This window comes from Pseudomonas oryzihabitans, from assembly GCF_007665395.1.
Taxonomy (GTDB): Bacteria; Pseudomonadota; Gammaproteobacteria; order Pseudomonadales; family Pseudomonadaceae; genus Chryseomonas; species Chryseomonas psychrotolerans_C.
In genome coordinates this window covers 77,988-100,931 of sequence record NZ_VDND01000002.1, presented here as the reverse complement: position 1 = coordinate 100,931, position 22,944 = coordinate 77,988, and the positions used below count along the sequence as shown (strand labels likewise).

Genomic DNA, 22,944 nt, shown 5'->3' with positions numbered 1-22,944 from the left:
TGGCAGCGCCCCTCACCGCCCGTCTTGAGCCATGTTCTCCAAACACCTGAACTGGGATGACCTGCGTATCTTTCTCGAACTGGCCCGTGCCGGCAGCCTGGCGCGAGCGGCCAAGCGACTGAAGGTCGACCAATCCACCGTCAGCCGCCGCCTGGCGCACCTGGAACAGGCCCTCGGCGCCAGCCTGTTCGAGCGCACGCCCAAGGGCTTGCAACTCAATACCCTTGGGCACCAGGTTCTCGCCGCCACCGACCCCATGGACAGCGCCTATACCGCCGCGCTGGCCAGCCTTGGCGGTCAGGCGCGAGAAGCCGCCGGGCCGGTACGCATCGGCACCATGGAAGGTATCGCCTCCCTCTATCTCACCCAGCACCTGCCACGCTTCAGCCAGAGCCATCCGCGCATCACCCTGGAGCTGGTCACCTCCACCCAGCAACTGCACGTCACCCGGCGCGAAGCCGACATCTTCCTGAGCTTCTTCCAACCCAGCGGGCGCGGCCTGGACGTGGAGCACCTGGGGCGCTTCGCCCTGCACCTCTACACGTCGGCGTCCTATCTGGCGCGCCTGGGCGAACCGCGCACGGTGGCCGAGCTGAGCGCCCACGAATTCGTCGGCTACATCGACGACCTGGTGCAGATCGAGGCGGTACGCTGGCTGGAGGAAGCCGTCCCCGAGGCCCAGGTAGTGTTCCAGTCCAGCAGCATGCTGGCGCAGATGTTTGCCGCCGCCGCCGGTAGCGGCCTGGTGCTCTTGCCCGAATTCGCCGGCGCCCAGCGTTTCGGTCTGCAACGCATCCTCGCCCGGGAAGTGGAGGTCCGTCGTGACCTCTGGCTGAGCGTGCACCACGACCTGCGCTACGCGCCGCGCATCAAGGCCGTGGTGGGCTTTCTCCAGCAGCTATTCGCCAGCGATCCGCTCTACGCCTATTGAGGGCCAGGGACTCGCCAAGGCGTTCTCACCCTGCCAGCGCACCGGTTGGTGCCGACGGCGCTCCACCTGCAGGTCGAAGATATCGAAGCGGTTGTAGTAGCCGACCACGTCGTGGAATTGCTTGGGCTCGATGCAGCGATTGAGATCGAGATCGGCGTAGAGGATGCCCTCTTCGTGCTGCAACATTCCGCCGAGCTGGCTGCCGGTGGGGTCGAGGAACAGAGTGGCACCACGCGGCGTGTCATCGAGGATAGTAGCCACCGCTGGATCGCGCGCCAAGAGGAATTCCCGCATCCCCGCATCCATGTAGCCCGCACAGAGGATGCCGAAGGCCTTGGCCTCGAACGAATGGGCGCCCGCGCGGATGCGGTTGGCCGCCACATTGTCGAAATTGCCACCGTCCGCCGGTGGACGCGTCGGCCATAGCGCCGGCCAGCAGGAGATATGCAGTTGCTCGCCCTGGGCCATCAGGGCGTAGCGCGCCAGGGGATTGGTGTTCTCCCCGCAGATCAGGGCGCCGATCCGGCCGATGCGGGTATCGGCCACCCGCAGACCCTCGCCATCGCCGGAGGCCCACACCAGCTTCTCGTAGAAGGTCGGCACCAGTTTGCGGTGGTGCACCAGCACCTCCCCCTCGTCGCCGATCAGCACGTTGCTGTTCCAGATACAGCCCGCGCTCACCTCGCTGCGTTCGCTGAAGCCCAGGGAGACGAACACTCCGCGACGCTTGGCCTCGGCGCGGATCGCCGCCAGCTCGGGCCCGGCGGGATAGAGGCTGTTGTGCACCATGGCCTCGAACAGATCGTGGTTGAGCAGCGGCGACCATAGCGCCGCCCAGATGGGAAAGGCCGGGATGTAGGATTCAGGAAAGACCACCAGCTCGGCGCCGTTGGCGGCGGCCTCGCGAATCAGGTCGATGGCCTTGGCGGTGGTAGCGGTTTTATCCAGGAACACCGGCGCGACGTGGCACGCCGCCGCCTTGAGCGAAGCAAGAGAGGTCATGACAGAGCCCTTCTAGGGAGGAAAGGACCGGGCGACACGCGTCGCCCGGCAGGATCAATGGGCGACCGGGCCGTCGATACCCAGACCGGTGTGTTGGCGCACCAGCATCTCGGCCCAGCGTCCTTCGCTGAGCGGATCGCGGCGCAGCAGCGACACCAGGATCACCAACAGGAAGCCCAGCGGAATGGAGATCAAGCCAGGATTGCGCAGGGTGATCAGCGGCTGGGCCAGGCCCACCAGGCTGGTCGCATCCGGGGCGATACCGGCCACCGTTTGCCGCGCCTGGGCTTGGCTGGCTTCCACGGCGGCGCGCTCGGCACCGACCGGCAAGGCATCCAGTCGTTGTTGCAGCTGAGCGACCCGCTGCTCCGCGGCAGCCCGCACGGCCTGGGGATAGGTCATGTTCGGTGAGACCAACACCAGGACCACCGCCGCGAGGGTGCCGCCGATCACGCCGGCCAACACCCCGGCGGTGGTGCAGCGTCGCCAGTAGAGGGTCAGCAGCAAGGCTGGCAGATTGGCCGAGGCCGCTACCGCATAGGCCAGCCCCACCAGGTGGGCGACGTTCTGTCCCTTGGCCAGGATGCTGAGCACGATGGCGACCAGGCTCACCGCCACGGTGGCCAGGCGGGCGGCCAGCAGTTGCTCGCGCTCGCTGACCTGACCACCGCGCACGGCGCCTACGTAGATATCGTGCGCCAGCGCCGAGGCGGCGGCCAGGGCTAGCCCGGCCACCACCGCGACGATGGTGGCGAAGGCCACGGCGGCGACGAAGGCCAGCAGGAAGTTGCCCAGCAGACTCTCGGCGCCACCGCCGAGGAATTGCGCCAGCAAGGGTGCCGCCAGGTTGCCGCCCTTGTCGAAGCCGGCGATGGTCGCCGAGCCGACGTAATAGGCGGCGGCGAAGCCTATGCCGATGATGAACAGATGGCAGACGCCGATGGCCAGCATCGCCCAGAGCACCGAGCTGCGTGCCCGCTCGGCATCGCTCACGGTGAAGAACCTCATCAAGACGTGGGGCATGGCCGCGGTGCCCAGTACCAGGGCCAGCCCCAGCGAGAATTGCTCTACCGGATTCTTCAGATAGAGACCTGGTTCGAAGAAGGCGCGCGTCCCCTCCTGCCCTGGCGCCAGGAGCCCCAGGTAGGTACGCAGCGCCGGATCAGCGGCCAGGGTGCCGAGAAAGGTAGGAATGCGGAAGCCGAACGGCGCCCAGGCCAGCGCCACCAGCAGGAAACAGGTGAAGATCAGCAGCACCGCCTTGATCAACTGCACCCAGGTGGTCGCCAGCATGCCGCCGAAGAACACGTAGATCAGCATCAGCCCCCCGACCAACGCCACCGATAGCTCGAACGGCACGCCGATCAACGCCTTGATGATCACCGCACCACCCACTACCTGGGGGATCAGGTAACAGATGGCTACGACCACGCTGGAGACGGCGCCCGCGCTCTTGGCCGCCCGGAAGCCATTGCGAAAGGCCAGGACATCGCCGAGGGTGTAGCGCCCCAGGTTGCGGCACGGCTCGGCCACCAGCAACAGCACGGGGACGAAGCCGACGAAGAAGCCCACCACATAGAGAATGCCGTCGAAGCCATAGAGGGCGATCAACCCCGAGACGCCGAGGAAGGCCGCCGCGGACAGGTAGTCTCCGGCGATGGCCAGGCCATTCTGCCGACCGCTGATCCCGCCACCGGCCGTATAGAAGGCACTCGCCGAACGATTCTGGCGCGCCGCCCAGGCGGTGACCAGCAGCGTCAGCAGCAGGATGGCGCCGAAGACGCTGAAGGTCAGGGTGCGATAGTCGGCGCTCACCACGGCTTCGGCGGCGAAGGCCGGGGGCGCCATTGTCCAGAGCGCCAGGAGCGCCGCTCCCGGCCCTAAAAGATGACGACTCATGGCTTCACCTCCGCCAGATAACGCTGGCGCACCGCCTGCAAGCGGGCATCGATGATGCGGGTACCGCGCAGATAGGCCAGCGCCAGCAGGGCGCCCACTGGATACTGCGACAGCGCGAAGACCAGGCCGACATTCAGCTGGCCCACCAGGCTTTGCTGGAACAGCGGCTTGAGCAACGAGGCTCCCAGGGGCAAGGCGAAGTAGTACAGGGCCGCGACCACCATGAGCGCCGTGACCAGTCGCGCCTTAGCGCGTGTGGTGGCGACGAACTCCGTGTCACGGCTGATGAGTTCCCAGGGGATAGCGGAAGGAATGGACATGATCCGTACTCCAGACGACGAAGGACGGCAGGGAGGCAAGGGCCGCGAACGACCAGACCACGATGGCGTTTGCAAACGCTCTAGGACGGGACAACGCCCCCAGCATAAGGCCTATGGCCAGCCGGCCTGAGCGGCAATGGCGAAACGCCACTTGCAGATTTGCAAGCAGTGTGAGCGGAGGGTGCCTAGGGCAGAAATGGCGGAAGGCAGTGGGAGTCGAACCCACCCGGGAACGGCTGCCGTCCCCAACCGGGTTTGAAGCCCGGCCACGCCACCGGGCGTGATTGCCTTCCTCTGAGGTGCTAGCCCTCGGCCGCGCGGGCCCAGGCGCTGTCCGGGCGGACCCGGCGCTCGTCGCCGAAGCGACGGGTGAAGCCGATGCGATCCAGGCATTCGAGGATCTGGATGCTGCGCTTGCGACCGATGCCGAGGGCATCGCGAAAGGCCGCGGCGCGAATGATCCCGGCTTCGCGCTCCAGGCGCAAGGCCTCGCGCGCGGCGGCTTCCAGGCTCGCCTGGGGATAGAAGAGATCCTTGACCACCTGGGTCAGTTCCCCCAGCCGGGCCAGCTTGCGCAACAGCAACCGCACCTCAGCCTCCGGCTGGCCGAGGGCCTTGGCCAGGTCCCGGGTCCAGGGCGGATCGAAACGCTGGGCCTCCAGCAGCGGCCAGAGCCGGGCCTTGAGCCCCTCCTCCCCCGCGGTGAGGCGCACCCGGTGATCGGGCAGGTGCAGCCAGGGACCGCTGCTCTGCAGCCGCCCCTCGGCCAGGGCCGTCTCCAGCAGGGCCAGATAGACGGGGCGTTCCAGCTCCGGCGCCGCGATGCGCCGCAGGCGATCGCGATCCGGACCCAGTTCGTCGGGTTGCTCCTGGTGGAAGGTGGCCAGCGCCTCGCTCAACCGGACCAGCGCCCCCTGCCACAGCGGCAAGGCGAACAGCCGCGGACCCACTCTCGTCTCTACCCTCAGGCTATCCGTCGGCAGCTGCCAGTCACCTTCGGGCCGGTTGAACTGCCGGGCCAGCAGCCGCGGATCGAGGCCGCCGTCGGCCTGGGCCAGCAGCTCGGGCAGCGCCTCTTCCAGGCCGCCCTGGCGTAACGCCTGGAGCTGCGCCAGGCGCTGCGGAGTGCGGCGATGACGCGCCGGGGCGAAGGGATCGAGCAACCGGGCGCCGCCCAGGGTGCGCTGGGCGGACTGGTCGCGCAGCACCAGGCGATCACCATGCACCCCGTGCAGCGGCGCATTGAGTACCAACTGCGCCAGGGCCGAGGCACCCGGCGCCAGGCTGTCGCCCTCCAGCAGGGCGACGCGACCGGTGAGATCCTGGGCGCCGAGGTGCACGTGCACCGGCGTCCAATGGGCCAGGTGGCGTGCCTCGCCGGGCAGCAGGCGCAGCTCGACGTCGATCCGAGTGGTGGGCGCATGCAGCGCCTCGGCCACCAGCCAGTCGCCACGGGCGATGCTGTCGGTGCTCAGGCGCTCACCGGCCAGATTGAGGGAGACGCGCTGGCCGGCCCGCGCCGTCTCGGCCGCGCGATTCTGGGCGTGCAGGCCACGTATCCGCAGCCGCTGGCCGCGCGGGGTGAGGACGAGTTCGTCGCCCACCGCCACCTGGCCAGCGAAGGCGGTGCCGGTGACCACCACCCCGGCCCCGGCGACGCTGAACACCCGGTCCACCGCCAGGCGGAAACCGCCCCGGGCATTGCGCGCGCGCTCCTCGCCCAAGGCGGCGAGCAGGGCGGCGCGCAGCTCGGCGATGCCCGCGCCGCTGGGACTGGCCACCGGATACAAGGTCGCTTCGGCGAAGGGACCGCCGGCGAGCAGCGCAAAGACCTCCTGCCGCACCGCGGCGAGACGCTCCGCGCCTACCCGGTCGGCCTTGGTCACGGCCACCAGCGCCCGGGGGATACCGAGCAGTTCGAGGATCGCCAGGTGCTCGCGGGTCTGCGGCATGACGCCGTCGTCGGCAGCCACCACCAGCAAGGCCAGGTCCAGGCCGCTGGCCCCGGCCAGCATGTTGTGCACGAAGCGCTCATGGCCCGGCACGTCGATGAAGCCGGTGAGCTGGCCATCGCCCAGGTCGGCGTAGACGTAGCCCAGGTCGATGGTGATGCCGCGCGCCTGCTCTTCGCGGCGCCGATCCCCGGCGACGCCGGTCAGGGCCTGGATCAGCGCGGTCTTGCCGTGGTCGATGTGGCCGGCGGTGCCGATGATCATGAGGGTCGTACCTGCGGGCGGGAAAACGCGAACGTCATGGGGACTCCAGACGACAGACAAGCTCCCAGGGTAACGGCGCCCGCCAACCTCGCCTAGCCGTGACGCTCGCGCAGGAAGGCGACGAAGGCGCGCAGCGGGGCGGGCAGGTGACGACGATCCGCATAGTAGAGCCGCGGCCCGGGGAAGGGGCTGGACCAGTCCGCCAGCACCTCGACCAGCCGACCGTCCGCCAGCGGCTCGGCCAGGTAGTCGGCGAAGGAGCAGATCAAGCCGATGCCCTCCAGGGCACCCTGCAGTTCCAGGTCCAGGGTGGACGCCAGCAGTCGTTGTCCGGGCTGGATCTGCACCCTCTCGCTGCCGCGCTCGAAGCCCCAGGGCGCCACCAGGCCACTGGCGAAGCGATGACCGATGCAGGAATGGTCCTGGAGATCGGCGGGATGCCGCGGTACGCCGTGGCGCGCCAGGTAGGCCGGCGAGGCGGCCACGGCGAATCTCTGGCTGGCCGGGCCCAGGGGCACGGTGATCATGTCGCCCTCCAGGTGCTCGTCGTAGCGCACCCCGGCGTCGTAGCCGGCCGCCAGCACATCGATCAGCCGGTCGTCCGCCACCACCTCCAGGCGGATGCCGGGATAGGCGGCCAGAAAGGGCCCCAGCAGTGGCGGCAGCAATACCCGGGCGACGATGGTGGGCACGTTGAGCCTCAGGCTACCCACCGGACTCGCGCCCTCGGCATTGATGGCGTCCAGCGCTTCGTGCACCTCGCGCAGGGCCGGGCTCAGGCGTTCCAGCAGGCGCTGGCCGGCGTCGGTGGGCGTCACGCTGCGGGTGGTGCGATGCAGCAGCCGCACCTCCAGCTCGCGTTCCAGGCGGCGGACCGCATCGCTCAGGGACGAGGCCGCCACCCCACGCCGATAGGCCGCCCCGCGAAAGCTGCGCGCCTCGGCCACGGCGGCGAAGGCGGCCAGGTCATCCAGATTCATCCAGCCCCCATTGTACGACTGGCCGAACAGGCCGTTGTGCATGGACCGGATTATCGCACAGCTCTCCCCTGGCTACAGTGAAGGCTCCTTTCCACCAAGAGGCATCCTTCATGCAACAGCGTCGCTTGGGCCGCCAGGGCCCGCAGGTATCCACCCTCGGTCTGGGCTGCATGGGCATGTCCGACCTCTATGGCACCGCCGACCGCGGCGAGGCCATCGCCACCGTCCACGCCGCCCTGGAGCGCGGCATCACCCTGTTCGACACCGGTGACTTCTATGGCATGGGCCACAACGAGTTGCTGCTGGGCGAAGCCTTGCGCGGCCGCCGCGACGGGGCGCTGATCAGCGTCAAGTTCGGCGCCCTGCGCGGGCCGGGCGGCGAGTGGCTGGGCTACGACACCCGGCCGGCGGCGATCAAGAACTTCGTCGCCTATAGCCTCAAGCGCCTCGGCGTGGACCACATCGACATCTATCGACCGGCGCGCCTGGATCGCCAGGTACCCATCGAGGACACCATGGGCGCCCTCGCCGAGCTGGTGCAGGCCGGCTACATCCGCCATGTCGGCCTGTCGGAAGTCGGCGCTGAGACCCTCAGACGCGCCGCCGCGGTGCATCCGGTCTGCGACCTGCAGATCGAGTATTCGCTGGTCTCACGCGGCATCGAGGCCGACATCCTGCCGACCTGCCGCGAGCTGGGCATCGGCATCAGCGCCTATGGCGTGCTCTCCCGTGGCCTGCTCAGCGGCCACTGGCAGGCGCCCAAGGGCCAGGGCGACTTCCGCGCCCACAGCCCGCGCTTCCAGCCGGGTAACGTGGAACGCAACCTGGCACTGGTGGCAGGCCTGCGCCAGTTCGCCGAACAGCGGGGCACCACGCCGGCCCGGCTGGCGGTGGCCTGGGTCGCGGCCCAGGGCGAGGACATCGTGCCGCTGATCGGCGCCCGGCGCCGCGACCAGCTGGACGAATCCCTGGGTGCCCTGGACCTGACCCTGAGCGCCGCGGATCGCGCCGAACTGGAACGGCTGCTGCCGCCCGGCGCGGTGGCGGGTGACCGCTACGGCGAACACCAGTTGCGCGATCTCGACAGCGAACGCTGATCGTCAGCGCCCAGCCCACGGCCCGCCTCGCGCGGGCCGTGGTCGTTTCAGTCCGCCGCGCGCTCGGCCGGACGCTCCTGCATCAGTACCCAGGGCGCCACCACCACCGCCCACAGAGCCACCTCCGGCGCCTCCAGCCGGCGGCGGGCTCGCGCTTCGTCGACCTTGGCCAGCTGGCCCTGCTGCAGCCACAGCCCGACCCGGGCGGCATCGTCCGCGGTCACGGCGATGGCCGCTTCGATGAGGTCCAGTTCCGGCGCCACTTCCAGCAGCACACCCCGCGCAAAATGCGGTTGCAATTCTTCCCAGCCGATGGCGGCGGTCTGCCCGAGCAGGGTGGCGTAGCGGGTGGCGTGATCGGTCATGGTGCGGGCCTCGCGAAAAGGCCGGATTCTACCGCCAGCCTCCACGCTTGCCGAGCGCCCGGATGGGCGGCCGACAGAGCCGACAAGTTGTCGCCGCCAGCTTTCCAAGACGAACACACGGTGATTAAACTGCGCTGCGCGTCATACAGAACAAAATCGGCACACTTTCGCGTCCAACTGCCTCATTAATAAAGCATTCCGAGTGGAGCACTCATGAACAAGGCAACCCTGCGTTTCTCCCGCCTGGTCGCGGCCCTGGCACTGGCCGGCATGGCCAGCCACAGCCTGGCAGCCGACACCCTGAAGATCGGCCTGGCCGGCCCCAAGACCGGTCCGGTCGCCCAGTACGGTGACATGGAGTTCATCGGTGCCCAGATGGCCATCGAGCAGATCAACAAGGCCGGCGGCGTCAAGGGCAAGCAGCTCGAGGGCGTGATCTACGACGACGCCTGCGATCCCAAGCAAGCCGTCGCGGTTGCCAACAAGATCGTCAACGATGGCGTCAAGTTCGTCGTCGGTCACCTCTGCTCCAGCTCCACCCAGCCCGCCTCCGACATCTACGAGGACGAAGGCATCCTGATGGTGACCCCGGCGGCGACCAGCCCCGACATCACCAACCGTGGCTACAAGCTGATCTTCCGCACCATCGGCCTGGACAACATGCAGGGCCCGACCGCCGGCAAGTTCATCGTCGAGCACGTCAAGCCGAAGGTGGTCGCGGTCATCCACGACAAGCAGCAGTACGGCGAAGGCATCGCCACCGCGGTCAAGCAGACCTTGGACAAGGCCGGCATCAAGGTCGCCGTGTTCGAAGGCATCAACTCCGGCGACAAGGATTTCTCCTCGCTGATCGCCAAGCTCAAGCAGGCCAACGTCGACTTCGTCTACTACGGTGGCTACCACCCCGAGCTGGGCCTGATCCTGCGTCAGTCCGCCGAGAAGGGCCTGACCGCCAAGTTCATGGGTCCGGAAGGCGTGGGCAACAGCTCCATCTCCGCCATCGCCGGCAAGGCCTCCGAAGGCCTGCTGGTCACCCTGCCGCGCTCCTTCGACCAGGATCCCAAAAACCAGGCGCTGGTCCAGGCGTTCAAGGATAAGAAGCAGGATCCGAGCGGTCCCTTCGTGTTCCCCTCCTACGCCGCCGTGCAGGTTATCGCCGAAGGCATCCAGAAGGCCGGCGACGAGAAGCCCGAGGACGTGGCCAAGGCCCTGCGCGCCAACACCTTCAACACCCCCACCGGTGAGCTGGCGTTCGACGACAAGGGCGACCTGAAGAACTTCGAGTTCGTGGTCTACGAGTGGCACGCCGACGGCACCAAGACCGAAGCCAAGTAAGCCCTAGAAGCTGTTCAGGACCTCGCGAGCTAGAGACAAACAAGGCGAACACACCTGAGGAAGCGGAGTTTACAAGAGGTAAATGAGCATTCCGAAGGTGTGTTCAACGCGGTTTGGCCGACGCGCAGCAGGTTCTGAACAGCTTCGAAGTCCGTAACACCGAAGCCCACTGTCATTGGCAGTGGGCTTCGTTTATCCGCCTCCATCCGAGGCCTGGGACCCGCACCAGAAGTGCGCAGAGGTCCCCTGGAGACACCCATGCCCGAGTTCTACCACTACCTGCAACAGCTGGTAAACGGCCTCACGGTCGGCAGCACCTATGCCCTGATCGCCATCGGCTACACCATGGTCTACGGCATCATCGGCATGATCAACTTCGCCCATGGCGAGGTGTACATGATCGGCTCCTACGTGGCCTTCATCGCCATCGCCGGCCTCGCCATGCTGGGCATCCACAGCCTGCCCATCGTCATGCTCGCCGCCTTCGCCGCCAGCATCGTCATCGCCAGTGCCTATGGCTACAGCATCGAACGCATCGCCTATCGCCCGCTGCGCGGCGGTAACCGCCTGATCCCGCTGATCTCGGCGATCGGCATGTCGATCTTCCTGCAGAACTGGGTGCTGCTGGCCCAGGATTCCAAGGACAAGTCGATCCCCAACCTGCTGCCGGGCAACTTCATCATCGGTACCGACGCCATGAACGGCGTGGTGATCTCCTACGTCCAGGTGCTGATCTTCATCGTCACCCTGCTCACCATGCTCGGCCTGACCTGGTTCATCTCCCGCTCCCGCCTGGGCCGCGCCTGCCGCGCCTGCGCCGAGGACATCAAGATGGCCAACCTGCTGGGCATCAACACCAACGGCATCATCGCCCTGACCTTCGTCATCGGCGCCACCCTGGCCGCCGTGGCGGCGGTCCTGCTGGGCATCCAGTACGGCGTGATCAACCCCAGCCTGGGCTTCCTGGCCGGTATCAAGGCCTTCACCGCGGCGGTGCTGGGCGGCATTGGCAGCATCCCCGGCGCCATGCTCGGCGGCCTGGTGCTCGGCGTGGCCGAGGCCTTCGGCGCCGATGTCTTCGGCGACCAGTACAAGGACGTGGTGGCCTTCAGCCTGCTGGTCCTGGTGCTGCTGTTCCGTCCCACCGGCATCCTCGGCCGTCCCGAGGTGGAAAAAGTATGAGTGCCCGTCTGAGAACCGCCTTCTTCAGCGCCCTGCTGGTGCTGGCCGTCGCCTATCCGATCCTCGGCCTCAAGCTGGAGACGGTGGGCGTCAACCTGGAAGTGCACGGTGCCACGCCGCGCAACCTCTGGACCGTGGCCCTGGCCGCGGTGCTGATGTTCGTCTGGCAACTGGTGCGTGACCCGCTCACCGCCGGCTGGCGCCGCAGCGGCGGCCTGCAACTGCCGGCCACCGGCCTGGGCAGCATGCTCACCGAGCCCAAGACCCAGCGCTGGGTGATCCTGGCGCTGATCCTGGTCGCCCTGGTGTGGCCCTTCTACGGCTCGCGCGGCGCGGTGGACATCGCCACCCTGATCCTGATCTACGTGATGCTCGGCCTCGGCCTGAACATCGTGGTGGGCCTGGCCGGTCTGCTGGACCTGGGCTACGTCGGCTTCTATGCCGTCGGCGCCTACACCTACGCCATGCTCTCCCACTACTATGGCCTGGGCTTCTGGGTCTGCCTGCCGCTGGCGGGGCTGATGGCGGCGCTGTTCGGCTTCCTGCTCGGCTTCCCGGTGCTGCGCCTGCGCGGCGACTACCTGGCCATCGTCACCCTGGGCTTCGGCGAGATCATCCGCATCCTCCTGCGCAACCTCACCGAGTGGACCGGCGGGCCCAACGGTATCAGCGGCATCGAGAAGCCGACCCTGTTCGGCCTGACCTTCGAGCGGCGCGCGCCGGAGGGCATGACCCCCTTCCACGAATACTTCAACATCCCCTACAACTCGGAATACAAGGTGGTCTTCCTCTACCTGATCGCCCTGTTGCTGGTGCTGCTGACCCTGTTCGTGATCAATCGCCTGCTGCGCATGCCCATCGGCCGCGCCTGGGAAGCCCTGCGCGAAGACGAGATCGCCTGCCGCGCCCTGGGCTTGAACCCGACGCTGATCAAGCTCTCGGCCTTCACCCTGGGCGCCTGCTTCGCCGGTTTCGCCGGCAGCTTCTTCGCCGCCCGCCAGGGCCTGGTGTCGCCGGAATCCTTCACCTTCATCGAGTCAGCCATCATCCTGGCCATCGTGGTGCTGGGTGGCATGGGCTCCCAGCTCGGCGTGATCCTCGCGGCCATCGTGATGATCCTCTTGCCGGAGCTGATGCGCGAATTCAGCGAATACCGCATGTTGATGTTCGGCCTGCTGATGGTCGTGATGATGATCTGGCGTCCGCAAGGCCTGCTCCCGATGCAACGCCCGCACCTGGAGTTGCGCAAATGAGCCAAGCCCTTCTCGATGTCACCGGCCTGTCCATGAGGTTCGGCGGCCTGCTGGCCGTCAACGGCGTCAACATCCGTGTGGAACCGGGCCAGGTGGTCTCCCTGATCGGCCCCAACGGCGCCGGCAAGACCACGGTGTTCAACTGCCTGACCGGCTTTTACCGTCCCAGCGGCGGGGAGATCCTGCTCAACGGCGAGGCCATCCAGGGCCTGCCGGGGCACAAGATCGCCCGCAAGGGCGTGGTGCGCACCTTCCAGAACGTTCGCCTGTTCAAGGAAATGACCGCAGTGGAGAACCTGCTGGTGGCCCAGCACCGCCACCTCAACACCGGCTTCCTGGCCGGCCTGTTCAAGACCCCGGCCTTCCGCAAGAGCGAAGCCGAGGCCATGGACTACGCCCGCTTCTGGCTGGAGCAGGTCAACCTCGGCGAGTTCGCCAACCGCAATGCCGGCAACCTCGCCTACGGCCAGCAGCGCCGCCTGGAAATCGCCCGCTGCATGATGACCCGCCCGCAGATCCTCATGCTCGACGAGCCGGCCGCCGGCCTCAATCCGCGCGAGACCGAGGACCTCAAGGCGCTCATCGCCCTGCTGCGCGCCGAGCACGGCGTGACCGTGCTGCTGATCGAGCACGACATGCACCTGGTGATGAGCATTTCCGACCACATCGTGGTGATCAACCAGGGCACCCCCCTGGCCGACGGGACCCCGGAGCAGATCCGCAACAACCCCGACGTGATCAAGGCCTACCTGGGCGAATCCTGATGGAGACTTCCATGCTGCAGTTCGACAACGTCTCCACCTTCTACGGCAAGATCCAGGCCCTGCATGGCGTCAGCGTGCAGGTGAACCGGGGCGAGATCGTCACCCTGATCGGCGCCAATGGCGCCGGCAAGTCCACCCTGCTGATGACTCTTTGCGGCACCCCGCGTGCCCACAGCGGCAGCATCCGCTACGAAGGCGAGGAGCTGGTCGGCCAGGACACCGCGCAGATCATGCGCAAGGGCATCGCCGTGGTGCCGGAAGGCCGCCGGGTGTTCGCCCGCCTGACCGTGGAAGAGAACCTGGCCATGGGCGGCTTCTTCACCGACAAGGACGCCTACGACCGCCAGCTGGACAAGGTCCTCGGCCTCTTCCCGCGCCTCAAGGAACGCTATGCGCAGCGCGCCGGCACCATGTCCGGCGGCGAGCAACAGATGCTCGCCATCGGCCGCGCCATGATGAGCGAGCCGCGCCTGCTTCTGCTCGACGAGCCGTCGCTGGGGCTGGCGCCCATCATCATCCAGCAGATCTTCGAGATCATCGAGCAGCTGCGCCAGGACGGGGTGACGGTGTTCCTCGTCGAGCAGAACGCCAACCAGGCGCTCAAGCTGGCCGACCGCGGGTACGTGCTGGAAAACGGCCGTATCGTGATGCAGGACAGCGGCGCCGAACTGCTGGCCAACCCCGACGTACGCAAGGCCTATCTGGGCGGGTGAGCCTCGCAGAACGACACCTCGCGGCCATGGGCCGCTCCTACAGGTACAACCCACCCTGTAGGAACGGCCGTTGGCCGCGATACCCCTCCATGACCAACGCGCCACCGGTCTAAACGGCAGCCTTTAATTGTGGTGAGACAGCTGCATCGTCGAAGCCCAACACCTCCACACCCGCGGATCCGTTGGGCTTCGCTGCGCTCAACCCAACCTACGGCGGATCGACCGTAGGTTGGGTTGAGACGGCTCCACCGTCGAAGCCCAACAGCGCCGTAGCGTGGAAAACGGCGCAGCCTTTTCCACTGGGGCTTCACGGTGAAGGGTGCCCTCACCCCAACCCTCTCCCGCGGGGAGAGGGGGCTGTCCATGCAACGCGTAGGTTGGGTTGAGACAGCTCCACCGTCGAAGCCCAACAGCGACGTAGCGTGGAAAACAAAGCAGCCTTTGCCGCTGGGGCTTCGTGGCGAAGAGTCACCTCACCCCAACCCTCTCCCGGGGGGAGAGGGGGCTGTCCGTGCAGGCGTTGAGTTCCATCAGCCCCGCTACCCCAAGGCCTCCAAACGCTGGCGACTGCGCTCGAACCAATCGCTCAGGGCCTCCGCCACCACCCGCGTGCGCCTGGGCAACCCGCCCTGGTAGGGATGGACCAGGAACAGCGGCACACTGGGTGTCCGCCATTCCCGCAGCAGCCAGACCAGCGCGCCGGAGGCCAATTCCTCGTGCACCATGAAGGACGGCAGCCGGGCGACGCCCTGGCCGGCGAGCGCGGCCTGCTTGAGCAGGCTGTAGTGGTTGCAGGCCAAGCCGGGCGCCACCGCTACCCGGCTGAGCCGATGCTCGCGGTGATAGAGCCAGACCTCGCCCTCGGCATAGTGATTGTTCACCAGGCAGCGGTGCTCGAGCAGGTCCTCGGGACGCGCCGGGAGCGGGTGATCCGCCAGGTACCCGGGGGCGGCGCAGGTCACCTCCTGCATGGCGAACAGCGGCCGTGCCACCAGGCGTTCATCCGGCTCCACCCGCGCGCGGATCGCCAGGTCGAATCCCTCGGCCACCAGGTCGCGATAGCCATTGTCCAGCACCAGATCCAGCTGGATGGCGGGATGGGTGGTACGGCAGGCCAACAGTACCTCGAAGAAGGTGTAGCCGAGGGAGACCGGAACGGTGAGCCGCACCTGGCCCACGGCCTCTTCACGCAGCCGCGCCACGCTCTGCAAGGCCCGCTCGCGCTGCTGCAGCAAGGCCTGGGCCTCGGGCAGCAGGGCGCGGCCAGCCGGAGTGGGCGCGAGCCGTCGGGTGGTGCGGTGCAGCAACTGGGTCTCCAGCCGCGCCTCCAGGGCGCGGATGCGCTTCGACAGCTGGCCTTTGCTGCAGCCGAGGCGCTCGGCCGCCCGGGTGAAACTGCCACTCTCGCATAGCACCGCAAAGGCCGCGAGATCGGCGAAATCGTCGTGCATCGTTTCCTCCTGGAAACAGTGGATTGCCCGTTGGGCGATTTATCCAGGCAATCCGCCATTCTAGGCTGAGGACTCCTATCCCCTCACGGAGTCTTGCCATGAAAATCATCCTCGTCGGCGCCAGCGGTACCCTGGGCAGTGCCATCGCCGAACGCCTCGGGAGCCGCCACGATCTGGTCCGTGTCGGCCGCCAGTCGGGCGACCTGCAGGTCGATATCACCCAACCGGATTCCATCCGCGCCCTGTTCGCCAAGGTGGGGCGCTTCGACGCCCTGGTCAGCGCGGTGGGCTCGGTGACCTTCGCCCCCCTCCTCGACATGACTCCGGAGGCCTACCAGAAGGGACTGCAGGACAAGCTCATGGGCCAGGTCAACCTGGTCCTGCTCGGCCAGGCCCAGGCCGCCGGGGGCGCCTCCTTCACCCTGACCACGGGCATCATCAGCGAGCAGCCCATCGTTCAGGGCAGCTCCGCGGCCATGGTCAATGCCGCCCTGGAAGGCTTCGTCCGCGGCGCGGCCATCGAGCTGCCACGCGGGCAGCGACTCAATGCCGTGAGTCCGACGGTGCTGGCAGAATCCCTGGCGCACTACGGTGACTTCTTCCGCGGTTTCAAGGCGGTTGCCGCGGCCGACGCGGCCCTGGCCTATGAGCGCAGCCTGGAAGGCGCGGAAACCGGCAAGACTTATCGCGTCTGGTAAGTCCTTGAGCTCCCGGCGCTGTCTGAGTAACGTGTGCCCACCTTAGTCGGGAGTCCCGCGATGCCAGCGCCGCGTTCCATCTTTCCCCTTGCCCTGCTCGGCCTCCTCGGCGGCTGCAGTCTGTTCCAGAGTGACGATACCCCCCAGGCGCCGGGTGGCGAGCGGTTGCAGGGCGATCTGCGCTGGAGCGGCGAGCAGCTGCTGTTCCGTCCCTGCCAGGAGCAGCGCTTCTTCGACGTCACCGACGCCAACAACACCGCCATCCTGCGCGACGCCCATGAGCTGGCCGCCGATAGCGGTGCCGCCTCCCTGTTCGCCGATCTGCGCGGCAAGCTGAAATCCGGTGGACGCGACGGCGCCCAGGGCGTGTTCGCCGTCACCGACGTCTATCGCGTGCAGTACAGCGGACCGGGTTGCAGCGATCCCAACTTCAAGCGCACCGCCATGAGCGCGGGAGGCCACGGACCGGACTGGAGCGTCCAGGTCAGTAACCAGGGCATGCTGGTCAGCACCGCCGGCCAGCAGCGCCGCGCCCTGCCCTTCGTGCAGGAAGAGCTGCCGGGTGGCATGCGCGCACTGTCCACCGAGGCCAACGGCGAGAAGGTCGAGCTGTGGATCAATCCACGGCGCTGTGTGGACGGCCGTACCGGGACCGTGCAATCGCTGCAGGCCGAGTTGCGGATCAACGGCGAGACCTGGCAGGGCTGCGCCTTCTATGGCGGCGCCGGAAATCCCACCTAGCATGGGGCTTCGCGGGTTGCTTAGCGCGATCTTCTTGGCATCTTCCACTTTAACTTAAGCGCCGCGCCCCGCCAGGGGCTAGTCTAGCGGCGCCACGCTTCTCTCCACTTCGCCCCGGACGCCTTCGGCGTCGCTCCGTGGCGAAGGCACAGGAACGCTCCATCAGCCAGGGTCCCGGCATGCCATCATCTCCAGCGTCACGCAGCGCGCCACCGCGGCGGCGGGGCCATACCATCATCCTGCGGCTGTTCCCGGCGCTCTGCGTGCTGCTCCTGGGGCTCATCGGCCTGGGCTGCTACCTGCTGGTGGATAACGCCGTGCGCCAGGATGCCACGGTCGCCCAGCACACCGAACGCGCCGTCGGCCGGACCTTCACCCGCCTCGACGAGGAGGTGGCGCGCAACCTCATCGACTACAGCAAGTGGGACGAGGCCTATCGCCGCCTGCACCAGGCGCTGGATAGCGACTGGGCCTTCGAACAGGGCAATCTGGGCGAATCCCTGTTCCAGGTCTACGGCTACGAGGGGGTGCTGGTGTTCGACGGGCAGGACCGGCCGCGCTACCGCCTGCTCGAGGGCCAGCTCGCCGATCCCGCCACCCCCTGGCTGCAGGGCGACATCAGCGGTCTGCTGGCGGCGGCGCGGAGCGCGGATGCCCGCGCCGGCAGCGTATCCGGCGTGCTCAACGTCGCTGGCACGCCCGCCCTGGTGGCCGCTGCCGCCATCACCCCCAGCGACCATGCCGGCGTCCGCCCCCAGGATGCCCCGGCGTCGGTGCTGGTCTTCGTCAATGTGCTGAGCCCCGCGCGGCTGGCGGCCCTGAGCGAAGCCAACAACCTGCCGCCCCTGAGCATCACCAACGACCCGACCGGAGGCCGCGCCAGCTGGCAACTGCCAGGCTCCAGCTATCAGCTGACCTGGCGCCCGCCGCGCCCGGGGTTGTGGCTCATGCAGCAGACCCTGCCGCTGTTCGGCGGCGGCGTGCTGATCCTGCTGCTGGGGCTGATCTGGCTGTTTCGCCAGGCGCTGGTCTCGCTGCGCCAGCTGGACGCCCAGTACGACGACCTGCTGGCCAGCCGCAGCGAGCTGGCCATCGGTGAGCGGCGCTTCCGCGACATCGCCGAGGCCACTTCGGACTGGCTCTGGGAGGTCGATGCCGGCCTGCGCCTGGTCTATGTCTCGGATCGCTTTGCCGAGGTCACCGGGGAAGCCGCCGAGCGCTGGCTGGGTCGCCCGCTCAACGAGTTGCTGACCCCCCATGCCGACACCCTGGCGCACTGGCTCGCCGGCCACGAGCACGACCGCAAGCCCCGCCCGCCGCTGGTCTGCCACTACCTGGACGGCAAAGGCCGCGAGCGCACCTGCCGGGTGGCCGCCCGGGCCATTCCCGAAGGCGGCTACCGGGGCACCGTGACCGACCTTACCGACGAGATCGAGGCCCTGGCCCAGGTCCAGCACCTGTCCTGGCACGATCCCCTGACCGGCCTGCCCAACCGGCATCGCCTGCACCAGTTCCTGGCGACGCACCTGGAAGGACCGGAGCCCCGTCCGCTGGCCCTGCTCAGCCTCGATCTCGACCGCTTCAAGACGGTCAACGATGCCCTCGGCCATGCCGCGGGCGACCAGGTACTCCAGGAAGCGGCCCAGCGCCTGCGGCAGAACGTGACCGCCACCGACCTGGTGGCCCGGTTGGGCGGCGACGAATTCTGCGTGGTGCTCATCGGGGAGCGGGAAGCGGGCACCATCGCCGATCTCTGCCGGCGACTGGTGGAACAGCTGCGCCAGCCGTTCCGTCTCGGCGAGCAGCGGGTATTCATCGGCAGCAGCATCGGCGTGACCCTGGCGCCCCGCGATACCGGCATCCCCGCCGAATTGCTGCGCCTGGCCGACATCGCCCTCTACCAGGCCAAGGCCGCCGGCCGCGGCACCTGGCGCTTCCACGAACCGGCCATGAACGAGCAGGTGCTCAAGCGCCGGCAGCTGGAACAGGAGCTCCGCCAGGCGCTGCGCGACGACCGCCTCAGCCTCTACTACCAGCCCCGCCGCAGCCTGGTCGATGGCGCCCTGCGCGGCTTCGAGGCGCTGGTGCGCTGGGAGCATCCGACCCAGGGGCTGTTGGAGCCGCTGGACTTCCTCGCCCTGGCCGAAGACGCGGGACTCGCCCAGCGCCTGGGGCGCTGGGTGCTGGAAACCGCCTGCCACGACGCCCAGGGCTGGCCGGAACAGCTGTCGGTATCGGTGAATCTGTCGCCGCAGCAATTCCACGCCAACGAAGACCCGGTGCAGCTGGTGGCCGAGACGCTCTATCGCAGCGGCCTGGCGGCCCCCCGCCTGGAACTGGAGCTGACCGAGCGCACCCTGCTGGATCCGGCGGCGGATGTGGCCAATACCCTGGGCGCGCTCAAGGGGCTGGGGGTGCGTCTGTGCCTCGACGACTTCGGCTCCGGCCTCTGCTCCCTGGCCTATCTGCAACGCTATCCGCTGGACGGCATCCGCCTCGACCGCAGCCTGATCAGCCGCCGCGACCGCGCCCCCGAAGACTGTGCCCTGGTCCGGGCGCTGATCGATCTGGGTCGCTCGCTGGGGCTGACGGTGACCCTGAAAGGCGTGGAAGACGCCGATCACCTGCGCCAGTTGCAGCGCCTGCCGGCGGACGAGATCCAGGGCTTCCATTGCGGCGCCCCGCTACCAGCCGACCAGTTGAGCGCCTGGCTGCAAGAGGCGACCACGGAACCCCTGAGCTGAGGTGATCCCCGGCGGCGGGCGCCTAGCGCTCGGCCACCATGCTGCCCTCGCCCGCCGCGCCGCGCCGCTGGTTGCGGTCGTCGCGGGGGGTCACGCCGAAGAAGTTGCGGTAGGCGCTGGAAAAGTGCGGTCCCGAGGAGAAACCACAGGACAGCCCGATCTGGATGATGGACTTGCTGGTCTGGGTGAGCATCTTGCGCGCCCGGTTCAGCCGCAACTCCAGGTAGTACTGGCTGGGCACCCGCGCCAGGTATTGCTTGAAGATCCGCTCCAGTTGCCGGCGGGAGACGCAGACATGCTGGGCGATCTCGTCGGTGGTGAGGGGCTCCTCGATGTTGGCCTCCATCAGCATCACCGCCTGGGTCAGCTTGGGATGGCTCGAACCCAGGCGATTCTTCAGCGGGATCCGCTGCCGCTCGCTGCCCTCGCGCAGGCGCTCGACGATCAGCTCTTCGGCGATGGTGCCCGCCTGTTCCGCATCCCGGTCACGACCGATCATGGCCAGCAGCAGATCGAGGATGGCCAGGCCGCCGCAGGCGGTCAGGCGATCGCGGTCCCACTCGTAAAGGTGGTGGGTGGCGATGACCTTGGGAAACTGTTCGCTGAATTCCTCCAGCCAGCGCCAGTGCACGGCGGCGCGATGGCCGTCGAGCAGGCCGAGCTGGGCCAGCACCTGGACCCCGGCGGAGAAGCCGCCCATGACCACCCCAGCCCGGGCGCTCTGCCGCAGGGCGGTCGCCAGTGGCGGGGGCACCGTGCGTGGGGGTTCGTCGGCCAGCACGAAGAGTCGGTCCAGACGTTCCAGCTGGCCTTCCCAGTAGCCGCCGGGCAGGCGCGGCTGGAGCTCGCTACCGGCTTGCAGGAAGCGCACCTCGTAGGGCGTGTCGCTCGCGTGGCGGGCGGCGAGTTCCAACGCTTCCTCGACCAGGCCCACGGTCAGCGGACGGACGTCGGGCCAAAGCAGAAAGGCGATGCGGGTGGTCATCTAACGTCTGGCTTCCTGTCGAGAGCGGCGGGTACGGCCGATCCTGGGACCGTGCGCCGAGAAACCCTTGTGGGGTTGGCACGCATGGTACGCCGGAGCGGTGCCCCTGTCCCAGCCTTTGCCACGGGTAACGGACCGGTGTGCCCTCCGGTCCGCCGGCTGGCGCGATTCTAGCCCTGGCCAGGCGGCCCTGGCTTTTACCCTGGCGACAAGTCCTTATAGGACGCCCAAAAACAAACCGCCCGCTACCGGTTAAGTAGCGGGCGGTTCGTGGTCGCGCCGGCTCAGGCGACGGCCTGGCTCATCTGCTGGTGGGTGCCGACCAGGTGCTGGACCACGCCGGGGTCGGCCAGGGTGGAGATGTCGCCGAGCGAATCGTATTCACCCACGGCGATCTTGCGCAGGATGCGTCTCATGATCTTGCCCGAACGGGTCTTAGGCAGACCGGGCGCCCACTGGATGACGTCGGGCGTGGCGATGGGGCCGATCTCCTTGCGCACCCATTGCTTGAGTTCCTGGCGCAGCGCCTCGTTGCCCTCCTCGCCCTGGTTGAGGGTGACATAGACATAGATGCCCTGGCCCTTGAGGTCGTGGGGCATGCCCACCACCGCGGCCTCGGCGACCTTGGCATGGGCCACCAGGGCGCTTTCGATCTCGGCGGTGCCCATGCGGTGGCCTGACACGTTGAGCACGTCGTCGACCCGGCCGGTGATCCAGTAGTAGCCGTCTTCGTCGCGCCGGGCGCCGTCGCCGGTGAAGTACATGCCCTTGAAGGTCTTGAAGTAGGTGTCGACGAAGCGGTCGTGGTCGCCGTAGATGGAGCGCGACTGGCCCGGCCAGGAATCCAGGATCACCAGGTTGCCTTCCACGGCGCCATCGAGCAGGTTGCCTTCGTTGTCCACCAGCGCCGGCTGGACGCCGAAGAACGGCCGGGTGGCCGAACCGGGCTTCTGGCCGATGGCGCCGGGCAGCGGGCTGATGAGGATGCCGCCGGTCTCGGTCTGCCACCAGGTGTCGACGACGGGGCAGCGCTCCTGGCCCACGGTCTTGTAGTACCAGTGCCAGGCCTCGGGGTTGATGGGTTCGCCCACCGAGCCCAGCAGGCGCAGGCTGCTGCCGTCGATGCCGCGCATGGCGGCGTCGCCCTGGGCCATCATGGCGCGGATGGCGGTGGGGGCGGTGTAGAGGATGTTGACCTGGTGCTTGTCCACCACCTGGCCCATGCGAGTCACGTCCGGGTAGTTGGGCACGCCCTCGAACAGCAGGGTGGTGGCGCCATTGGCCAGGGGGCCGTAGACGATGTAGCTGTGGCCGGTGATCCAGCCGACGTCGGCGGTGCACCAGTAGACCTCGCCGGGACGGTAGTCGAAGACCCGCTCGTGGGTCAGGGCGGCGTAGGTCAGGTAGCCACCGGTGGTGTGCAGGATGCCCTTGGGCTTGCCGGTGGAGCCGGAGGTGTAGAGGATGAACAGCGGCGCCTCGGCGGACATCTCCTTGGGTTCGCAGTGCTCCGGGGCCACCGAGGTGATGTCTTCGTACCAGACGTCGCGGTGGCGATGCCAGGCGATGTCGGCACCGGTGCGCTTGCAGACGATCACCTTGCGCACCGAATAGGTGGCCGGGTTGGTCAGGGCCTCGTCGACGTTGGCCTTGAGCGGGATCTTGCGACCGCCGCGTACCCCTTCGTCGGCGGTGATCACCAGCTTGGACTGGCAGTCGCTGATGCGGCCGGCCAGGGATTCGGGGGAGAAGCCGCCGAACACCACCGAGTGCACCGCGCCGATGCGGGCACAGGCCAGCATGGCCACCACGGCCTCGGGGATCATCGGCATGTAGATGGTCACCACGTCGCCGCGGTGGATGTCCTGGCCACGCAGGGCGTTGGCCAGTTGGCAGACCTCACGATGCAGTTCGCGGTAGGTGATGTGGCGGCTCTCGGCCGGATCGTCGCCTTCCCAGATGATGGCGGTCTGGTCGCCCCGGGTTTCCAGGTGGCGATCCAGGCAGTTGTAGGAGGCGTTCAGGGTACCGTCGGCGAACCACTGGATGTCGACGCGATGATCGTCGAAGGAGGTTTGCTTGACCCGGGTGAAGGGCTTGATCCAGTCCAGGCGCTGGGCCTGCTCGCGCCAGAAGCCATCGGGATTGAGGATGGACTGCTGGTACAGGCGACGGTAGGTGACCTCGTCGGTCAGGGTCCGGGAAGCGACTTCCGCGCGGACCGGGTAGAAGGCGGCACTCATGGGCGATCTCCTCGGCGGGAAACTG

At 67.8% G+C, this 22,944-nt stretch carries 19 protein-coding genes and 1 tRNA gene; 10 read left to right on the top strand and 10 right to left on the bottom strand.

The window, feature by feature from the left end; genetic code table 11:
* The first annotated feature begins 31 nt into the window (after window positions 1–31).
* Window positions 32–931 (top strand): LysR family transcriptional regulator, encoded by a 900-nt coding sequence (locus tag FSV73_RS04390; RefSeq protein ID WP_145004481.1) that lies wholly within the window; start codon window positions 32–34, stop codon window positions 929–931.
* On the opposite strand, the gene FSV73_RS04385 is transcribed toward FSV73_RS04390, so the two are convergent.
* From FSV73_RS04385 to FSV73_RS04360, 6 genes are all read right to left on the bottom strand, one after another.
* Window positions 899–1,933 carry a carbon-nitrogen hydrolase family protein gene (locus tag FSV73_RS04385; RefSeq protein ID WP_145004478.1) on the bottom strand — a complete coding sequence of 345 codons (1,035 nt, stop codon included), beginning with the start codon at window positions 1,931–1,933 and terminating at the stop codon, window positions 899–901. The two genes, FSV73_RS04390 and FSV73_RS04385, sit on opposite strands and share 33 nt — an antisense overlap.
* Before the next feature lie 54 nt (window positions 1,934–1,987).
* Entirely contained in the window at window positions 1,988–3,832 is a 1,845-nt protein-coding gene (locus FSV73_RS04380) for a solute symporter family protein (protein ID WP_145004475.1), read from the bottom strand.
* Complete coding sequence (locus FSV73_RS04375) at window positions 3,829–4,152, bottom strand: DUF485 domain-containing protein (protein WP_145004472.1); 324 nt, start codon at window positions 4,150–4,152, stop codon at window positions 3,829–3,831. Before FSV73_RS04375 ends, FSV73_RS04380 begins: the two co-directional genes overlap by 4 nt.
* A 197-nt stretch (window positions 4,153–4,349) precedes the next feature.
* Window positions 4,350–4,445 (bottom strand) — tRNA-Sec (locus FSV73_RS04370).
* A 9-nt stretch (window positions 4,446–4,454) separates the two neighbouring features.
* Window positions 4,455–6,368 carry a selenocysteine-specific translation elongation factor gene (gene selB / locus FSV73_RS04365; RefSeq protein ID WP_145004469.1) on the bottom strand — a complete coding sequence of 638 codons (1,914 nt, stop codon included), beginning with the start codon at window positions 6,366–6,368 and terminating at the stop codon, window positions 4,455–4,457.
* A gap of 92 nt (window positions 6,369–6,460) precedes the next feature.
* On the bottom strand, window positions 6,461–7,348 hold the full coding sequence (locus tag FSV73_RS04360; RefSeq protein WP_145004466.1) for a LysR family transcriptional regulator: 888 nt from the start codon (window positions 7,346–7,348) through the stop codon (window positions 6,461–6,463).
* A 110-nt stretch (window positions 7,349–7,458) separates the two neighbouring features.
* On the opposite strand from FSV73_RS04360, the gene FSV73_RS04355 reads away from it, so the two are divergent.
* The gene (locus FSV73_RS04355; RefSeq protein ID WP_145004463.1) at window positions 7,459–8,445 is read left to right on the top strand and encodes an aldo/keto reductase; all 987 of its coding nucleotides are present in this window, start codon (window positions 7,459–7,461) and stop codon (window positions 8,443–8,445) included.
* 47 nt (window positions 8,446–8,492) lie between these two features.
* Here FSV73_RS04355 and FSV73_RS04350 read toward each other — a convergent pair whose 3' ends face one another.
* On the bottom strand, window positions 8,493–8,810 hold the full coding sequence (locus FSV73_RS04350) for a DUF2288 domain-containing protein (RefSeq protein WP_145004459.1): 318 nt from the start codon (window positions 8,808–8,810) through the stop codon (window positions 8,493–8,495).
* Between the two features lie 213 nt (window positions 8,811–9,023).
* Here FSV73_RS04350 and FSV73_RS04345 point away from each other — a divergent pair, with 213 nt between their 5' ends.
* From FSV73_RS04345 to FSV73_RS04325, 5 genes are all read left to right on the top strand, one after another.
* Complete coding sequence (locus FSV73_RS04345) at window positions 9,024–10,145, top strand: branched-chain amino acid ABC transporter substrate-binding protein (protein WP_145004457.1); 1,122 nt, start codon at window positions 9,024–9,026, stop codon at window positions 10,143–10,145.
* A 258-nt stretch (window positions 10,146–10,403) separates the two neighbouring features.
* A complete protein-coding gene (livH, locus tag FSV73_RS04340) occupies window positions 10,404–11,327 on the top strand; it encodes a high-affinity branched-chain amino acid ABC transporter permease LivH (protein WP_059226430.1) in 924 nt (307 codons plus the stop codon).
* Window positions 11,324–12,580 (top strand): high-affinity branched-chain amino acid ABC transporter permease LivM, encoded by a 1,257-nt coding sequence (locus FSV73_RS04335; protein WP_145004454.1) that lies wholly within the window; start codon window positions 11,324–11,326, stop codon window positions 12,578–12,580. Before livH ends, FSV73_RS04335 begins: the two co-directional genes overlap by 4 nt.
* The gene (gene livG, locus FSV73_RS04330; RefSeq protein WP_145004451.1) at window positions 12,577–13,344 is read left to right on the top strand and encodes a high-affinity branched-chain amino acid ABC transporter ATP-binding protein LivG; all 768 of its coding nucleotides are present in this window, start codon (window positions 12,577–12,579) and stop codon (window positions 13,342–13,344) included. Before FSV73_RS04335 ends, livG begins: the two co-directional genes overlap by 4 nt.
* An 11-nt stretch (window positions 13,345–13,355) precedes the next feature.
* On the top strand, window positions 13,356–14,057 hold the full coding sequence (locus tag FSV73_RS04325) for an ABC transporter ATP-binding protein (protein ID WP_145004448.1): 702 nt from the start codon (window positions 13,356–13,358) through the stop codon (window positions 14,055–14,057).
* Window positions 14,058–14,596: 539 nt separating this feature from the next.
* Here FSV73_RS04325 and FSV73_RS04320 read toward each other — a convergent pair.
* On the bottom strand, window positions 14,597–15,508 hold the full coding sequence (locus tag FSV73_RS04320; protein ID WP_145004445.1) for a LysR family transcriptional regulator: 912 nt from the start codon (window positions 15,506–15,508) through the stop codon (window positions 14,597–14,599).
* A gap of 98 nt (window positions 15,509–15,606) precedes the next feature.
* Between FSV73_RS04320 and FSV73_RS04315 the strand changes: the two genes are divergently transcribed.
* The 3 genes from FSV73_RS04315 to FSV73_RS04305 all read left to right on the top strand — a co-directional run bounded on the left by FSV73_RS04315 (window position 15,607) and on the right by FSV73_RS04305 (window position 19,691).
* Window positions 15,607–16,206: a short chain dehydrogenase gene (locus FSV73_RS04315; protein ID WP_145004442.1), complete on the top strand. Its 600-nt coding sequence runs from the start codon at window positions 15,607–15,609 to the stop codon at window positions 16,204–16,206.
* 60 nt (window positions 16,207–16,266) lie between these two features.
* Window positions 16,267–16,947 carry a hypothetical protein gene (locus tag FSV73_RS04310; RefSeq protein WP_145004439.1) on the top strand — a complete coding sequence of 227 codons (681 nt, stop codon included), beginning with the start codon at window positions 16,267–16,269 and terminating at the stop codon, window positions 16,945–16,947.
* A gap of 179 nt (window positions 16,948–17,126) precedes the next feature.
* Window positions 17,127–19,691, top strand: a complete 2,565-nt coding sequence (locus tag FSV73_RS04305; protein WP_145004437.1) for a bifunctional diguanylate cyclase/phosphodiesterase — start codon at window positions 17,127–17,129, stop codon at window positions 19,689–19,691.
* A 22-nt stretch (window positions 19,692–19,713) separates the two neighbouring features.
* Here FSV73_RS04305 and FSV73_RS04300 read toward each other — a convergent pair whose 3' ends face one another.
* Together FSV73_RS04300 and acs are read right to left on the bottom strand one after the other, a co-directional pair.
* Window positions 19,714–20,676 carry a GlxA family transcriptional regulator gene (locus FSV73_RS04300; RefSeq protein WP_145004434.1) on the bottom strand — a complete coding sequence of 321 codons (963 nt, stop codon included), beginning with the start codon at window positions 20,674–20,676 and terminating at the stop codon, window positions 19,714–19,716.
* Between the two features lie 284 nt (window positions 20,677–20,960).
* On the bottom strand, window positions 20,961–22,919 hold the full coding sequence (acs, locus tag FSV73_RS04295; protein ID WP_145004431.1) for an acetate--CoA ligase: 1,959 nt from the start codon (window positions 22,917–22,919) through the stop codon (window positions 20,961–20,963).
* Between the last annotated feature and the right edge of the window lie 25 nt (window positions 22,920–22,944).